This window comes from Saltatorellus ferox (genome assembly GCA_007751475.1).
In the GTDB taxonomy this organism is placed as follows: Bacteria; Planctomycetota; UBA1135; order UBA1135.
In genome coordinates this window covers 942,200-957,846 of the sequence record CP036434.1, presented here as the reverse complement: position 1 = coordinate 957,846, position 15,647 = coordinate 942,200, and the positions used below count along the sequence as shown (strand labels likewise).

At 67.3% G+C, this 15,647-nt stretch carries 11 protein-coding genes; 3 read left to right on the top strand and 8 right to left on the bottom strand.

The window, feature by feature from the left end:
* Nucleotides 1–21 precede the first annotated feature (21 nt).
* Nucleotides 22–1,089, top strand: coding sequence for an SEL1-like repeat protein (locus Poly30_RS03575; protein WP_145194650.1), 1,068 nt, complete (start codon nt 22–24; stop codon nt 1,087–1,089).
* 11 nt (nt 1,090–1,100) lie between these two features.
* Here Poly30_RS03575 and Poly30_RS03570 read toward each other — a convergent pair whose 3' ends face one another.
* Together Poly30_RS03570 and Poly30_RS03565 are read right to left on the bottom strand one after the other, a co-directional pair.
* Nucleotides 1,101–1,982, bottom strand: a complete 882-nt coding sequence (locus Poly30_RS03570; RefSeq protein WP_145194649.1) for a LysR substrate-binding domain-containing protein — start codon at nt 1,980–1,982, stop codon at nt 1,101–1,103.
* Between the two features lie 80 nt (nt 1,983–2,062).
* Entirely contained in the window at nt 2,063–2,992 is a 930-nt protein-coding gene (locus Poly30_RS03565) for a hypothetical protein (RefSeq protein ID WP_145194648.1), read from the bottom strand.
* Nucleotides 2,993–3,417: 425 nt separating this feature from the next.
* On the opposite strand from Poly30_RS03565, the gene Poly30_RS03560 reads away from it, so the two are divergent.
* Nucleotides 3,418–4,554 carry a tetratricopeptide repeat protein gene (locus Poly30_RS03560; protein WP_145194647.1) on the top strand — a complete coding sequence of 379 codons (1,137 nt, stop codon included), beginning with the start codon at nt 3,418–3,420 and terminating at the stop codon, nt 4,552–4,554.
* On the opposite strand, the gene Poly30_RS03555 is transcribed toward Poly30_RS03560, so the two are convergent.
* From Poly30_RS03555 to Poly30_RS03545, 3 genes are all read right to left on the bottom strand, one after another.
* Nucleotides 4,538–6,124, bottom strand: a complete 1,587-nt coding sequence (locus Poly30_RS03555) for a CRTAC1 family protein (protein ID WP_145194646.1) — start codon at nt 6,122–6,124, stop codon at nt 4,538–4,540. The two genes, Poly30_RS03560 and Poly30_RS03555, sit on opposite strands and share 17 nt — an antisense overlap.
* An 11-nt stretch (nt 6,125–6,135) precedes the next feature.
* The gene (locus tag Poly30_RS03550; protein WP_145194645.1) at nt 6,136–7,290 is read right to left on the bottom strand and encodes a hypothetical protein; all 1,155 of its coding nucleotides are present in this window, start codon (nt 7,288–7,290) and stop codon (nt 6,136–6,138) included.
* 156 nt (nt 7,291–7,446) lie between these two features.
* A complete protein-coding gene (locus Poly30_RS03545) occupies nt 7,447–8,901 on the bottom strand; it encodes a hypothetical protein (RefSeq protein ID WP_145194644.1) in 1,455 nt (484 codons plus the stop codon).
* 213 nt (nt 8,902–9,114) lie between these two features.
* Here Poly30_RS03545 and Poly30_RS03540 point away from each other — a divergent pair, with 213 nt between their 5' ends.
* A complete protein-coding gene (locus Poly30_RS03540; RefSeq protein WP_145194643.1) occupies nt 9,115–10,386 on the top strand; it encodes a hypothetical protein in 1,272 nt (423 codons plus the stop codon).
* Between the two features lie 4 nt (nt 10,387–10,390).
* On the opposite strand, the gene Poly30_RS03535 is transcribed toward Poly30_RS03540, so the two are convergent.
* The 3 genes from Poly30_RS03535 to Poly30_RS03525 all read right to left on the bottom strand — a co-directional run bounded on the left by Poly30_RS03535 (nt 10,391) and on the right by Poly30_RS03525 (nt 15,644).
* Entirely contained in the window at nt 10,391–11,665 is a 1,275-nt protein-coding gene (locus tag Poly30_RS03535) for a hypothetical protein (protein WP_145194642.1), read from the bottom strand.
* Between the two features lie 148 nt (nt 11,666–11,813).
* Complete coding sequence (locus tag Poly30_RS03530; RefSeq protein WP_145194641.1) at nt 11,814–13,721, bottom strand: hypothetical protein; 1,908 nt, start codon at nt 13,719–13,721, stop codon at nt 11,814–11,816.
* 288 nt (nt 13,722–14,009) lie between these two features.
* Nucleotides 14,010–15,644: a tetratricopeptide repeat protein gene (locus Poly30_RS03525; protein WP_419190910.1), complete on the bottom strand. Its 1,635-nt coding sequence runs from the start codon at nt 15,642–15,644 to the stop codon at nt 14,010–14,012.
* Nucleotides 15,645–15,647: the final 3 nt, after the last annotated feature.

Here is a 15,647-nt window from a genome sequence, read left to right as displayed (position 1 = left end):
CGGACCTGATACAACTCGCCCATGGCACCTCGCTTTCGCTCAGCCGAACGGCTCGCTGTTTCCACCCTCGCGCTTCTCTCCGCTTCGCTTCCCCTGACGTCGGCCTTCCTGCTGAGCGGCTGCGAATCGAGCCCGGAACGCGACCGGATCCGCTTCAGCACGGACGCGGAAGAGGTCCGAAAGGCTATCGAAGAAATGGAGGCGCGGGCGCAGGCCGGTGACGTGCGAGCCATGCTCGAGCTGGGCTCCAGCTACTACGACGGACGCAACGTCGAGGCCTCTCCCACCGAGGCGGTGAAGTGGTACCGCATGGCCGCCGAAGCAGGCTCGGTCTCGGCCCAGTATTCGATGGGCGTCTTCTACGAGCAGGGGAGCGGCGTGGTGCCTGACATCGAAGAGGCCGTCCGCTGGTACGGTCTGGCGGCGGAGCAGGGGAGCGCCCGGGCGATGAACAACCTCGGGCTCATCCTGCTCGAAGGGCGGAGCGCGACCTCTGACGATGTGCTGGCCTATCGGATGCTGGAGAAGGCGGCGAACCAGGGCGTCCTTTCCTCGATCTGCGCGCTCGGCAGAATGCAGGCCGTCGGCCGCGGATTCCCCGCCGACCCGGAGGCGGCGGCGGCGAACTTCCGGAAGGCCGCCGACCGTGGCTTCGCCCCCGCACAGTTCTACCTCGCCGCCGCGTACCAGCGCGGCAGCGGCGTGCCGCAGGACGAGGTACAGGCGACGGCCTGGCTGGAGCTGGCCGCGAGCCAGAATCACCGCGAGGCCCAAGCTCAGCTCGGCGCCATGCTCGCCCGCGGGACGGAAACGATGCCCCAGGACCCGGCACGCGCGGCGACCCTGCTGACCGCCGCCGCCAACGCAGGGATCCCCTCGGCGCAGCGCAACCTCGGCCTCCTCCACTTCCGAGGCCTCGGTGTCGAAGAGGATCACCAGGCCGCGCTCATGTGGTACGAGATCGCCGCGCGACTGGGCGACCAGGCCGCCGTGCAGCGTCGCGACGACCTCCGCAAAACGCTCGTCGAGTCAGAACTCGCCAACGTCGCCGCCTCGGTGGACGCCTGGTTCGCCGCGTTCGGCGCGTGACGGGCCGCTCCTCACTGGAAGGCCGGTAGAGCGTCGAGTGCCGGATGCATGTACCGGCGCGCCGGGAGCGTGGCGTACGAGTGCGAGCGAAGGCCCTCGAGTTCCCCCACGAGGTGGAGCCCGTAGCGGGTCTTGATCTCGCCAGCCATGCTCGTCGGGCCGACCATGCCTCCGTGGCCCGCTTCGGCGAACACCTTGAGCAGCGCACTGTCGTCGAACGTCGCGGCCAGCCGGGGGCGTATCCCGCGCTCCACCATCCAGGAGTCCACGTTGCGTCGAAGCGCGCTGGCCTTCGTCGGCAGCAGCAGCGGAGCGTCTTCCAGCGAGTCAGGAAAAGCCCTGGCCAGCCTGCGCTTCAGCTTCGGAACCGCGAAGACGCTCACGGTGGAGTCATCGATCGTCCGCGTATGAACGCGCAGGCCCGCCCCGGTCGGCGGCGGCACGTCCGAGAGAACGAGGTCGAGATCATGCACGGCGAGCTGGCCGAACAACGCCGAGGAGGAGCCCTCGACGCAGCGAATCCGGACCGGCTCCTCCAGCTCGAGGAGCGGCTCCAGGCTGCGGAACGCCACCAGCTTCATCATCGCATCGACGACGCCCACTCGCAGCGGACGAGTTCGAACCGGAGAGTGCCCGCCCAGGACGTCCCTGAGCTCCTCTCCGGTTCGAAAGATGGTTTCGGCGTACTCGAGGACGAGCGCCCCGGTGTCGGTCAGGTCGAGGTGCCGCCCGCGGCGCTCGAACAGTGCCGCACCGATCGACGTCTCCAGCGACTTGATCTGTGCGCTGATCGAGGCCCTGCCCACGTGGAGCCGGCGCGAAGCGGCAGCGATCCCGCCCTCGTTCGCGACGGTCCAGAAGTAGTGGAGGTGGTGATAGTTGAGCGGACCCATGATGGACAATCTATCGCCGCAAGAAGCGAGGAGATAAGGCCCCCCCACCGATTCGCCGGACAGGAAGAGGGAGCGCCCCCTTACTGAATGATCTCGAAGTTCGACCGAGCACCGATCCCCCGGAAGGTATCCAACCCCGGTCCACCATCGCTGGAAGTATCCGTCACCTGACTGCCCGAGAGAACTCGAACCTCGACGGTGTCGTCGCCGTCGCCGCCACGGAGCTGGGACGCGGAGGCGTTGTCCCGGCGACTCACCATCGTGATCGTGTCGTTGCCAGCGCCGGCCTCCACGGTGAGAGCGCCGATGAGGCCGGTCTCCGGGCGCAGCTGGAACTGATCGGCCCCCGTGGATCCGTCGATGGTGCCGCCGAGGAAGACGTCGGCGCCGTCGGCGTCCATTCGGAACGAGTCGTTGCCCGCTCCGAGATCCAGCGAAGTGACCAGGGTCGACGCGCCGCTGAACCGGGACTCGACGTCGGTGAACACGCGATCGTTGCCACCGCCGAGGTTGCCCGAGAGGTTGGCGACCGCCGAGAGGGAGTTGAGGGAACCGACGTCCAGCTCGATCGTGTCCTGCCCGCTGCCGCCCGAGGCGATCACGATGCCCTCGGCGTCCGTGTCGTCGCCCAGGGTGGTCAAGGTGAGGTCCAGGGCGTTGATGCCGTTCCCGAGCGTCGCGTCGACCACGGCGAGCAGCGGCACGTCCGCGGCGTCGAGCAGGATCTCGAGATCATCTTCCTCGTCGCCGCCCTGGAAGAAGATCCCCGCGGAGTTGCGGCTGAAGAAGGGCGAAGACGTGTAGGTGAACTGGATCAGCACCTCGGACTCGCCGGTTCCTGTGTCCAGGAACAGCCGCGGGAGGTAGGGAGAAGCGCCCGTCACCCGGAACGTGTCCTCGCCAGCGCCGGTCATCGCCACGATCGCGCGGACTCCGGTGAAGGTCTCCGTCCCGCTGCTCGCGCCGGTCACCTGGACGCGGCCAGGATCCGGACCGACGTTCAGGACCACGAGATCATCGCCCGAGCCGGTGTTGATGCGAAGGATGCTCTGCCCGAACGTGAACGTCGGCCTGGGCGACCGATCCGGTAGCAGCCAGCCCGGCGAAACCGACGAGGACGGGAGCCGCGATCGTCGAGAGGGAGGAGCGTGAGGAGCGAATGCAGTTCAACATGAGGATTCAGGACCCTGGGGTCATCTGGATGTCGAAGGGAGTGCGGCTCGATCTCTCGTCGCCGCGTATGGACAAGAAGATGGCGGATCCAGGCCTGTTCGGTCATACCCATTGAAGTACACCCTCAGCGTCGATCAGATCGACGGTAGGAGGAGCCGCTGAGGTCGCCGTTCCGGGGCCAGATGGGTCAGTGCGAGACAGCCTGCAGCCTTAACACTCCGGGGCTCAGGAACGCGTACCCGGGGACGTCGATAGATGCCCCATGCGCGTCTCACAGCCCTCCACGTCGAATCCATTCCGCCGCTTCGGACCTGGCGCCCTACGCTCGACGCGCTCGTTCGGGGCAGCCATGCTCCTGGGTCTCGTCTCGGCCTGCGGCACGACGCAATCGGGGCTCAACGCCTACGACCGACACGACTACCAGGGCGCCGCGCAGACGTGGGCGCCACTCGCGGAAGAGGGAGACGCGGACGCTCAGTTCTTTCTCGGGACGCTCTTCGAAGAAGGCCGCGGTGTGCCGCAGGACTTCCTGGAAGCGCACGAGTGGTACCTCCTGAGCGCGCACCAGGGTCACCCGGAGGCCTGCACCAATCTCGGGCTCATGTACCACAACGGTGCGGGTGTGGAGCGATCACACGACAAGGCGCGCCGCTGGTTCGAGCGCGGCATGGACGCTGGCTCGACGCTCTCCACGAGCAACCTCGGCGTCCTGTATCTCCAGGGCGCAGGCGTTCCCCGCGACCTCGTTCGCGCCCGCAAACTCTTCGCGCGGGCGGCCGACGACGGACTCGCGAAGGCCCAGCGGATCCATGCGCAGATGCTGGAGGAAGGTCTCGGTGGCGACCGGGACACCACGGCCGCGCGTCGGGAGTACGAACGCGCGAGCGACCAGGGAGACGCGCCTGCCATGACCCGGCTCGGCATGATCATGATGCGAGGTGAGCGGTCCGCGAGCGACGAAGACCGCGCCGCAGAACTGCTGGAGCAGGCCGCCCGTCAGGGCGACGCCGACGCCCAGCTCGTGCTCGGCTGGATGTACCACGCGGGCGTCGGGGTCGAGAAGGACCCGGCCACCGCGCAGACCTGGCTCTCGGCCGCCGCGAACGACGGCGACGCACTCTCGCAGTCCAGTCTGGCGCTCGCCTTCCTCGGCACATCGGAGGAGCGCTTCGACGCCGACGCGGTCGAGGCCGCCGCCTGGATGCGCCTCGCGGCCGAGCAGGGCTTCGTCGCCGCGCAATACAACCTCGGACTGATGTACGTCCGCGGACAGGGCGTCGAGCGCTCCCGCGACGAGGGCGTCGCGTGGCTCCGGCGCGCCGCCAAGGCAGGTCACGCGGGCGCCGCGGTCAAGCTGGACGTCCTCGGCCTGCGGAGGCGGGTCACGGACGGATCGTGATCCGCTGGTAGCCTGCCAGGTTGCGCATCACCGTCGACTGGCCGTCCGGCCAGGTCACGGTCACGCGGTCCACGTGCCGCGATGCCCCAAGACCGAACGCCGCGACGAGTTCGGAACGACCGAGGTACGACGTTCCGCCGTGGAGCGTCTGCTTCCAGACCTGGCCGCGCGTCTCCACCTGAACGGTGGCACCGAGGCCCGACGGAGCGAGATCCGGACGGGCGCCCGTGTCGAGGACGACCTGGATCCAGCCTGCGCCCGGACCGGCGACGAGGTCGTTCCGCATCAGGGTCACGGCGCCGCTGGACTCCGTAAGCACGAGGTCCATGTCTCCGTCGAGGTCGTAGTCGAGGGACACGAGCCCGCGGTGGTTGCCCACCAGGTTGAATCCAGCGACGGCGCCGACTTCCGTGAAGTGGAGGGGGCCGTCGTTGCGCCAGAGACAGGTCGGGTCGGAGTCGTAGCCGCCCTGGGAGAAGCCGTTGACCTCGGCGAGGTCGACGTCGCCATCGAGATCGAGGTCGATCGCGACCGCACCCCACCCCCAGTGACCCGCATCGACGCCGGCGGCGACGGAAACGTCGCGGAACTGGTGCGCTCCGAGGTTCTCGTAGAGCTTGTTACCGGTGCCCGGGATACTCGGGGTCACCGGACCCTTGATGGACGTGACGTACCAGTCGAGATCGCCGTCGCCGTCGACATCGCCGACCGCGCTGCCCATGCCGTTCCCGTCGAGCCCGAGGCCTGCCACGGCCGTCCGGTCGTCGAACGTTCCGTCGCCGCGATTGACGAAGTAACGACTGGTGCCGAAATCGGCCGAGAGCAGCAGTTCGGGGAAGCGGTCCCCGTCCATGTCCGCGAACGTCGGGCTGAATCCGCGGGTCGAGACCGGAATCTGAATCGCGATTCCCGAGACATCGACGAACGTTCCCCCATCGTTGCGAAAGAGACGGTTCCCCGGCGCCGCCAGCGTGGCGCCGCTCGTCCAGCCTGCCACGAACAGGTCCAGGTCACCGTCCAGATCGATGTCGCCGAACGTGGCACTGAAGCCGTCAGGCACCTGGGTGGCCGACGTCGACACCCCCATCGCGTGCGCCACCTCGGAGAAGTGACCGCCCTGGTTGAGGTACAGGAGGTGCTGGCCCACCGCCGGTTGCGAAGGGTTGCCAAGGCTCGTGACGTAGATGTCGTCGAGGCCGTTTCCGTCGACGTCAGCGATCGCAATTCCCTGGCCAGCATGCTGACGAGCCACGCCCCACGAGGCACCGACTTCGACGAACGTGCCGTCCTGCTGATTGAGATAGAGGGCATCCGGCGCGCCGCCCGAGCCACCGAGGGCAAAGAGGTCAGGCCAGCCGTCCGCGTTGAAGTCGCCCACGGCGATGGCGCCGGTCATCTCGCACATGCCGGCAAGCGCGGGCTCACAGCTGTAGACGTGATTCAAACCAGCCGAAGCCGTCTGATCGGAAAACTGGAGCGCGGGCCTGAGCTGGCAGAAGGCGGATGCGGGCAGCAAGATCGCCGCCACGGCGACGGTCACGGAATGGCAGGAAGGATGGCGATGGGACATGGCGGAGCTCCTCAACGAAGGGTGATCATGCTGCCATCCGTCAGATTGCTCGTCATCTGGGGATTGGCGTCGCGGTACCACGCCTGGAAGTTCCAGGTGTCGCCCGCCGTGGCGGCGATGTTGCCGCCCGACGTCGGCATCGCGCTGAGGTCGAGCTGGAACGAGAAGCTACCGAGGGTTCCTGAGTTGAGCACGTGCTGGCGAAGGTCGAGTTCGCTGGTCTGCAGGCAGAGCCGGCCCTGACCGCCCCCGAACGGGTACGACGATCCTTGCAAACGCCCACCGAGGAAGAAGCCGAACGAACCGTTCGGCAGATCCTCTGCCATCAGCGTCAGGTTGTTGTCCGTGATGAGGCTCGACCCCTGGAGGATCATGCGGCCTGGAATGCCCGTCGAGTTGGCGATCGCCGCGCAATAGTTCGTGGCGATCGATCCGCCCGCCACGTGCAGAAGCGCATTGGCGATCAGAGTCACACCATCGCCGTTCGCGTCCAGGAACCCCGATACACAGTCGGAATCAACCGGGTAGAGGCCGAGATCCGCTCGACGAAAGTTGGTGTCCGAGACGGCTGCTAGCATGCGCCCGTCATCCCACTCGAGGACCACATGGCCCTGGGCCAGGGCCCAGTTCTCCATCAGGAAAGGACGTCCCATGAACATGCCTGAGATGTTCGTCACGCCCTGGCCGATCGGGTGCGAGGCATCCAGTACCTGCCCCAGCGTGGCCGGGCCTGACTGGAGCCCTGCCGTGTGCTCGATGATCTCGTAGCCGCCGGTGAGCCACCTACCACCGAGGTACATGCCCGGAGAGGTCGAGTAGTTCGCAAAGCCAGCCACGACGACTCCACCGCCACCGTCGACGTAGTCGGCCAGTCGCGTTCCCAGGAAGTCCGAGTCGTAGTAGGGCACGTTGCTCCAGGTGATGATCGCGTCGTAGGCCTCGAACTCCTGCAGCGTGGGTAGACGCGTCGCCACGTCAAGGATGTCCACCACCGCGAAGCGCTGGGTCTGCATCAGCTTCTGCTGGAGACCCGTGAAGCGGCAGTCCGTGGGATCGTTGGCTGCGGCAGCGGCAATCGCCACGCGCGGGCCGGTCTGCGCGACCGCGGGAACCACCAGAGCGAGGGCCGTGAACGTTTTCAGAAGCAGGGTGGACTTGGCTTGCATGGCAGTTCGTGCGGAGAAGGTGGCTTGCGGATGCGGTGGTTCGGAGGTGCGAGCGAAGGAGCGGTCCTGTCGAAGGAAGACGAGCCGGGGCCGTGGGTTCGCGGCCGACCGCCTGCTCCCAGGGGAGCGAGCGATCGGCCGCGAATCGGGAGCGATTTACTGGAAGGTGACGCTGATCGCGTCCGTGAGATTGCTCGTCGAGGTCGGGTTCGCGTCTCGGTACCAGGCCTGGAAGTTCCAGGTTTCACCCGGCATCACGCTGACCAGGCCGTTCGGCTGGGGCAGGTTGACGAGGTCGACGCTGATCGAGATCGAGCCGTTCGAGCCGGAGTTCTGGATCTGCTGCAGGAATCGCCCGACCGAGCCACCGACGCAGACGGTTCCCTGGGAGCCGCCCGGCATGACGATCATGGCCTGGGTCATCGAGTTGATGAAGTAAGCGAACGAGTTGTTCGGCAGATTCGAGGCCGTCAGCACGAGGTCGTTGTTCGCGACCGAATCGCTGCCACTCGTCGAGATGGTCGCCGGAGCACCCGTCGAGTTCGCCGCGGCGGGCGTGCAGTAGACCGTGCCCGGACCCGACGTGGGATCGAGGGTCGCGATGAACCACTGACCGGAGAAGCTACCGGTGGGAACGGCGTTGCCGAGGATGATGCCGCCGTTGGGGCTGATGTCGGTGCCGCTGGTGATCTCGAAGCCCTGGAGGTTGGCTCCCGCAGCCACGAGGACGTCCGAAAGGCGCTCGTAGCCGGAGGTCGGTCCCCAGATCGTGCCAACGAAGCTGAAGGGGCCGGAGCCGAAAAGGCCGACGACGCGCTGGCCGTCGTCGGAGACGGCCTCCGAGAAGCCCCTGTCGAAGAAACCGCCGCAGCAGTTCGGAAGCAGACCGAAGTCCGTGAGCGTGCCGGTCGACAGCTCGTAGAGCCAGGCCGTGTCGCCGGCGCCGCCCACGGCGTACGCGCCGTCCGAGCTGAGCCCGAAGACCTCGCCGATGCCTTCCGGGTTGTTCACCGGATCGACCAGGGGAAGGAACTGGGTGCCGGACGGCCCCCAGATCGAGGCGCGGCGCGGACCGGTGGGGTCCTCGTCCCAGCCGCCGATGTACACACCGTCGAGGGAGACGCAGTTGCCTCGGCTGCTGTTCGGGCCCAGCTGCGGGAGCTGGAGCGTGCCAGACGTCGGGGTCCACTCGAAGGCACCGGCGGTGCCGGCGTTGAGCCAGCCGAGGCCCGTGGCGCGGTTGCCGTCGCCGGACATGCCGTAGGCGGAGCTGAGGCTGGTGCCCGAGCTGCTGCCGAGGTCCCCGATGCTGACCCAACCCGTGGCGGCCGTCCAGCGGCCAGCGGACTGCATGCCGTTGACGTCGGTGAAGTTGCCGAGCACGACGGTGCCGTCCTCGGAGACCGAGACCGCGTCGCTGCCGCCGAGGGGCATGTAGCCGGCGGTGGCGGTCCAGAGGAAGGCGCCTTGGCCGTCACGACCCACGACGGCGGTGCCGTCGGAGTTCATGTCGGCAGCGGTGCCGGACCCCATGAGAGTGAAGGTCGCCTGGGCGCTGGCCGGGATCGCGAGAAGCGCGCTACCAGCGAGGAAGAGGAGGGATTTTTGCATGGATACTGGCCGAAGAGGGCGAGCCTCGGGCGGAGAGTTTGGAGGGTCTGGGAATCCGGCGAGGGCGCGGCCCCCGGCGGTGTGCAAGTGAAGAGAGTACCGATTTCTCCACCCCCCGCAAGTACCAGGAGAAGTTGTCGGGCAACTTTTGTGGAGATCGATCGATCCATGGGCTAAGGTTGTGTTTGCGCACGGATCGCGGCGCCCCACCCCATGCTCCAAGACTCCCCATCCAGCGCCGCAGCGCAGCTCGCCAGCCAGACCTCCTCCCCCGCCAAGCAGGGGCAGGAAGCGCTTTTCGAGCGAAGCCAGCAGGTCGGCCGCCTGCTCTTGCAGGGTATGACGGCGCTGCACGCCGAAGTCCTGCCCCCAGGCAGCGGGCCGAAGCGGGCTGCCGACCACATCGGACAGACCGTCCCGATGGCGAGCCGCATCCTCAAAGCCCTCTCCGCCTCCAGCCCCGTCGGTGCCCTGCACCTTTTCCCTGGCCCCGCTCCGCTCAAGCGCTGGGTGAAGGCCGCCGGACGCAAAGGCGCCGAAGCTGGCACCCTCAAGACCGCGCTCGATGCCGTGGATGAGTTCGAGGCGTTGATCGCGACCGAAGGTGGCGACCGGGCCGCCCTGGATGCACAACTCGTCGCCTGGCTTCCCGAGGCTCGTCGGACCCTGGAACTCCGCCGTCGTCAGGCCGTCTTCCGCGGCCTCAGCGAGCTGGAAGGTGCGTCCTGCACCCTCGACCTCTCCACGATGATTCTCCGGCCCTCGGCAGATGGCCAGCGCGTCGACCTCTGCTGCATCCAGGCCCGCACAGGGATCGTCGCCCTCCGACCAGGCACAGGCATCAAATTCGTGACCGAGCGGATGACGGCGGAAGGCGTAGAAAGGCACCCCTTGAGCGTCGAAGGCGCAGAGCTCGAGCAGGTTGGGCAGGGCGTCCGCCTCGACGCCTTTTGCGACGGGACGCCCGCGGCGGTCGAGGTCGCTCACTACGGCGATCGCTACCAGTACATCCTGCGCACGCCGACCTTCGGCCCGAATGCATCGAGCGACTTCGTGCTCGCCGAAGTCAATCCAGGCGAGTTCGAGCTGCGGGGAGCCGGTAACGGATCTGGCGCTCCCTTCTTCAGCCAGCTCATTCAGTTACCGAGCCGCTATGCGGTCCTCGACATCATCCTTCACCGGGATCTCGTTTCCAAGCTAGAGCCGGAACTCTGCCTCTACCGAAACTTCGGCGAGTCCCAGGCGCGCCCGGGCGATCCGCTTCGCGATGTGGACCGCATCGACCCGCTCGACGGGGTCCAGCACGCCCACGGTGCACTCGGCGACCAGCGCCTCGCGGGATTCACGCGCTACGGCGAGATGCTGGAGTACGTGCGCGAACGGCTCGACTGGGACCTGGACGGAGCCGTGATGTACCGAGCCCAGCTCGACTACCCCGTGCCCGGGACCCAGCAGAGCCTCGTTCTCCACGGAGCGAGCTTCTGATCCCCTACCAGGGATCGCCGATCGCCTTGGCCGTCTCCCGAAACGCCTTGGCCAGCGACTTCGGCATCCGATAGCCCGGAGCCGTCGTCGCCGAGATCGCGGTCATCGCGAGATCGGTCGCGCGCGGCCTCGAGTTCGGATTCTCCAGCGCTTCCTTCAGGGCGCGCTCGTACACGACGCTGGCCGTCGAGCTGTCGCCGAGCGCGACGAACGCCTCGGCCAGCGGACGCAGCGCTTCCCCTCGGAAGATGTTAACGATGCCATCGCGCGAGGTGTCGTAGAGCGCGAGCGCGTCGTTCGCCTGGGCGCGGGCCGCCTTCGAATCACCGGCACGCTGGAGCAGAACGGCAGCGCGAGCGCGGAGCGCGATGCCCTGTTCGGGGTTCCAGCGGTTCTCTCCCACGAGCTGAGCGACCTCCCGCGCATGCGCAAGAGCACGCTCGGACGGCGCGTCCGCGGAAGCCGCCGCGATGTCGAAGTCGACGAGCCGGCTCACGATGTCGATCCGCGGCTCGATCGGAAGCTCGGTCCAGGCAGCGCGGATACGCTCCTCGATACCATCAGCGTCGAGAAGATCGGACGCCCCTTCCGCTGCGTCTTCCTGGGACGGCTTCTCCAGCGCCCGCCCGTAGAACTCCCCCATCGCCAGGAGCGCGTACCGGATCTGCTCGAGATCGCCGGTCTTCGCGATCGTCGTCAGCGTCTCCATCTGCGCCGCGGTGTCGGCATCATCGACCGTGCGGACGGCCATGGCAGCGAGCCGGCCGCTCTCCGACGGCGTGGCGGTCGCCTGGATCGAAGCGGCCTTCGCCGTGTCGCCGAGGAGAGCGTACGCCTCGGCAATCCGGACCCGCACGCGATCGCGGCGCCAGCCCTGATCCTCCTCCGCGAGGATCGCGGCCTCGAACTCCTCGGCCGCCTGAATCGCCTTCCGAGCGGTCTCCTCGTCCGATCTCTGCGCCTGGTGAACCGCCATGTGCGCCAGGGCGAGTCCTCGCCGCCAGTTGTCGATGCGCTGTGTCCACGCCATCGCCTCCTTGAGACGTCCGGTGTCCAGCGCTGCCTGCACGAGGTCCGCCTGGAGACGCGAACGCGTCTTCACGTGCGGACGCAGCGGCATCCTGGACACGGCCTCGAAGGCGAGTTCGAGCGGAGTTCCTCCGCTCGCCTGCGCCGTCACCGGCGCCGCGGAGGCCCCTGGTTCACCTTGCGCGCAGGTGAGGCCGGGCGAGGGGAACGAAGCGAGGAGAGTGAGCCAGAGGGAAGGGGTGAACAGCATCGATGAGTCCGGTTACCGAGGATACCTGGGGCAGCGCGGGGAAGGGCGACATGATAGGACGGCCCGCCATCTTTACGGATGAGCGGGCCGTCCTGTGAGATCAGACCTCGTCCACGGTCCAAAGACCGGGACGAGGTGTGGCAATCGATCAGTTGAACTCGATCGAGACGCCGTTCGTGAAGTTCGAGACGGCCTGGCCGCCCACGGAGTCACGGAACCATGCCTGGAAGTTCCAGACCTGACCGGCGGTCGCCGACACGGCGCCGAGCGGCTGCGGGATCGAGGCGAGGTTGATGCCGAGGCTGAAGACGCCGTTGAGGTCAGCCTGCTGGATCTGGCCACCGCCGACGTAGCGGCCGATGGCGCCGCTCAGGCAGAGGTTGCCGGCGCTACCGGCCGGGTTGGCGACGAAGCCCTGACCGAGGCTGGTCACGAAGAAGCCGAAGGACAGCGGGCGGATGCCGCTCGCCTCGAGGGTCACGTTGTTGGCAGCGACCGAGGTGCTGCCCGCAGCGCGGATCTCCGCGGCGACGCCGGTGGAGTTGGCGTTGGCCTGGCAGTAGCTCGTGCCGATGTCGTCACCGGTGATGAAGCCGAACTCGGCCGAAGCGGACCAGCCGGCGAGCCAGTTGTTCTGGGTCGCGGGCGAGAAAGCACCGCGGTAGGTCGCGGGCGAGAAGAAGCCGTCGTTCGGGGCGTTCGTGCCCGCGGTGAGAGCGGCGTTGATCGGCGTCGGGTCGAGACCGACGACCTGGAGCATCTGCTTGCCGCCTTTGACGACGGGAGCGAGACGCGTGATGCTGGCGATCGGGAAGCTCGTCGTCTGGATGTTGTTGTTCGCAGCCGCGAAGACACCGCGGGCGTTCGCCTCGGTGTAGGCATTCGAAGCCAGGTTGCGGTAGAAGACGCTGCTCTTGATCTCGGCGAGGTTGCCGGAGACCTGGGACTGGTAGAACGCGGCCTGGTTGGCAGGGGCGTTCACCGTCGAGAGGCTCGTATAGGGCGTGTTCCAGACCTGGGCGAAGGTCAGCGTGCCGCCGAAGCCGTAGCCCGAAGCGCCGTCGCCGTCGTCACCGTCCGGGCGAACGACCTGCTCGCCGCCGTCCATGAAGATCGAGTTGTGAAACTGAACGCGAGCACCGTCGCGCCAGGCCGTGAGGCCGTCGCCGTCGAGGGGCTGACCGATCACGGTCATGTTGCGGATCGAAGCGGTCGTGACCGGCTGCCAGTTGGAGTCCTCGGCGCCGTCCATCTCGATGGCGTTGTCGCCGACGCCCGAGCCCTGGCTCGCGTCGAGGCTGTAGCCCTGGACGATCAGGCCGAACTGCGCTTTACCGCGCCATCCCTGGTCGACGTCGAGGCTGTCATCGCCGATGTTCCAGATGGAGAAGTACTTCAGGTTGACCGTGCCACCCCAGATCTCGATGCCGTCGTCGACGTTGTTCATGATCTCGATGTGGTGGATGTCGGTGCCGCGACCGATACCACCCAGCGAGAGGCCGTTCAGCTCGTTGCCGAGGCCGATCACGCGACCGCCGAAGCGGAAGCTCGTGTAGCGGATCGTGCCGCTGTCGTCGTTGTCGTTGCCGCCGCCGTACTGACCGATCGTGCTGCCCGCGGGCGGCTGAAGGCCTTCCATGTTGGCGAAGTTCGACGCGCTCGGAACGGCGCTGTTCGTCGGGATCGCGTTCTCGGAAACGTAGCCCGAGCCCATGATCGTGAGGTTGCCCCACTCGTTAGCGGCTTCGCGCCAGGTGCCGTTGTCGGCTGTGGAGGTGAAGACGATCGGAGCGCCGTTCTCGCCGAGGGCGAAGATCTGCGCGCCGCGCGCGACGGCGAGGCTGCCGCCGAGGCCAGCGGTGCTGGCGATGCGGGTGCCCGGCTCGATCGTGAGAGTGGCGCCCGGCAGCACGTAGATCTGCTGCTGGAGGTTGTAGACGTTGTCGGCGGTCCACGTGGTGGACGTCGAGATGTTGGCGGTCACGAAGATCTCGGCGGCGGAGGCCGAGGCCGTGGCGGTGGCGCCCACGAGGAGGGTGGTGAGAAGGTTCTTCACAGGAAGGAGTCGAAGCTTTTGGGTGGTGAGATGCGCCGAGAGCGGAGACGTTCCGCGCGGGCTCGATGCCCTTTCGACGCCGGGAAGTTAGGGCTCTCCCGCGGCCCGAGCATCAAGCCCCGATCAAGAGCGTTCGAACCGTGCGTTTAGGCCTGGTCTCGACGCCGTGAGCGCGGTTCGACAGCGTGATCGGCGCTCGAAAAATCGTCTCAGACGAAGAAAGGCGCGCGTGTTCGGTGGACACGCGCGCCTTCGGTCGACCACGGGGGGTCGAATGGGATTGGAGGGCTACTTGGCTGCCGTCCGCGCGGCCTTCTCGACGCTCTCCAAGTACTGCTGGACCGACTCCTTGTCGTTCAGCTGGAGCGACGACTTGAGGAGCGGAATCGCCTCTGCGAAACGCTTCTGCTGCACGAGAACGCGGGCATGCTGGAGCTTGGCCTCGGCCTCGAAGCTCTCGATGGACGCCGCTGTCTCCAGCATCTGGAGCGCCTCGTCGATCTTGTCGTTCCGTGAAAGGGCGTCGGCCAGCAGGATGAGCCCGTCCCCATCCAGCGGGTTGCGATCCACGATCTGACGCAGCACTTCGATCTCGTCCTCACCGCGGCCCTCACGGACGGCGATCTTGGCGCGCAGCTTGAGCACCTCTGTGGCCGTCTCGTCGGGAAGCTCGTCGCCGAAGTGGGATTCCACGCCCGCGAGCAGGGTCTTCGCCGACTCCACGTCGCCGCGGCCGGTCATCATCTTCGCCGCGCGGATGGCGCGATCGGGCAGCGCGGCCTCATCGAGCTCCAGCGCCTTCAGGTACACAGGAACCGCTTCGGCGAAGAGCCCGTCGTTGGCGTAGATGTCGGCGAGAATGTTGGTGCTGGCGCCGGTCCCACCGCCGAGCTGATCCACGACCTGGAAGTCGCGCGCGGCCTTCCTCGGCTGATCGAGCCCGAGGTACGCGTTGCCCTGGAACATCCAGAGCGTCGCGTTGTCCGGATCGTCGGCGATCATGTCGTCGAGCAGGCCAACGGCCTCGGCGTAGCGCTTGGATCGGAAGTAGCACTGGGCCAGGCCCATCGTCCACTGCTTCTCGCCGGGCCCCATCATGATCGCCATCCGGAACGCGGTCTCCGCGGCGAGGACGTGATCGCTGTTGAGGAGCGACGCCGCCATCATTCCGTACGACGTCTCGTCGACCAGTCCGAGCGAAATGGCCCGGGCGAACGCGCGCGCGCACTCGGTGTAGTCCGCGGAAGGATTCTCGTTGTCGACGTCGAGCGCCCGGCGGTAGTAGAGCAGCGCGATCTGCTGCCAGGCGCGGCGGAAGGTCGGCGTGCGATCGACCGCGTCCAGGTAGGCCTCGAGCGCGAGGTCGTAGCGCTCTTCCCCCTGGTGAATCTGACCGATCAGGTAAGGGTAGTTCGCGCTGGACGTGTCGTTGATCGCGCCCTGGAGCTTGGTGAGGGCGCGCTCGCGCTTGCCCTCCTGCTGGATCAGCTCGATGATCTCCTGGAGTTCTTCGGCCTCCTCGGGCGTGACGCCAGGCTCGACGTCGGACACCGAGAGGAAGCTGTTCGCGAAGCGGCGCTTGAACTCAGGGGTCTTGAAGTAGGCGGTGTCGAGGATGCCTGCGTTCTCCGACTGCGTGCGGAGCTGCCCCGCAGCGGGCTCGGCGGTCATGAGTGCCACCGTTTGCGCGCGTGGTGCGGAAGCCTCAGAAGCCTCAGAAGCCTCGGAAGTGTCGGAAGCAACTGAGCTCTCGGAGGCAGCGGCCTCGACCTCAGCGGGCCAGTCGAGCGTGGCTGCGTTCGTACCGGCGGATGACACGGCCACGGCCTCCACGTGGTGCGCGGTCTGCGCGCAGCTCGCCGCGAGGCTCATCCAGCAGGCGACGGCCAGGGACGTCTTCTTGTTCAGGGTTCGGTTGGACATGGG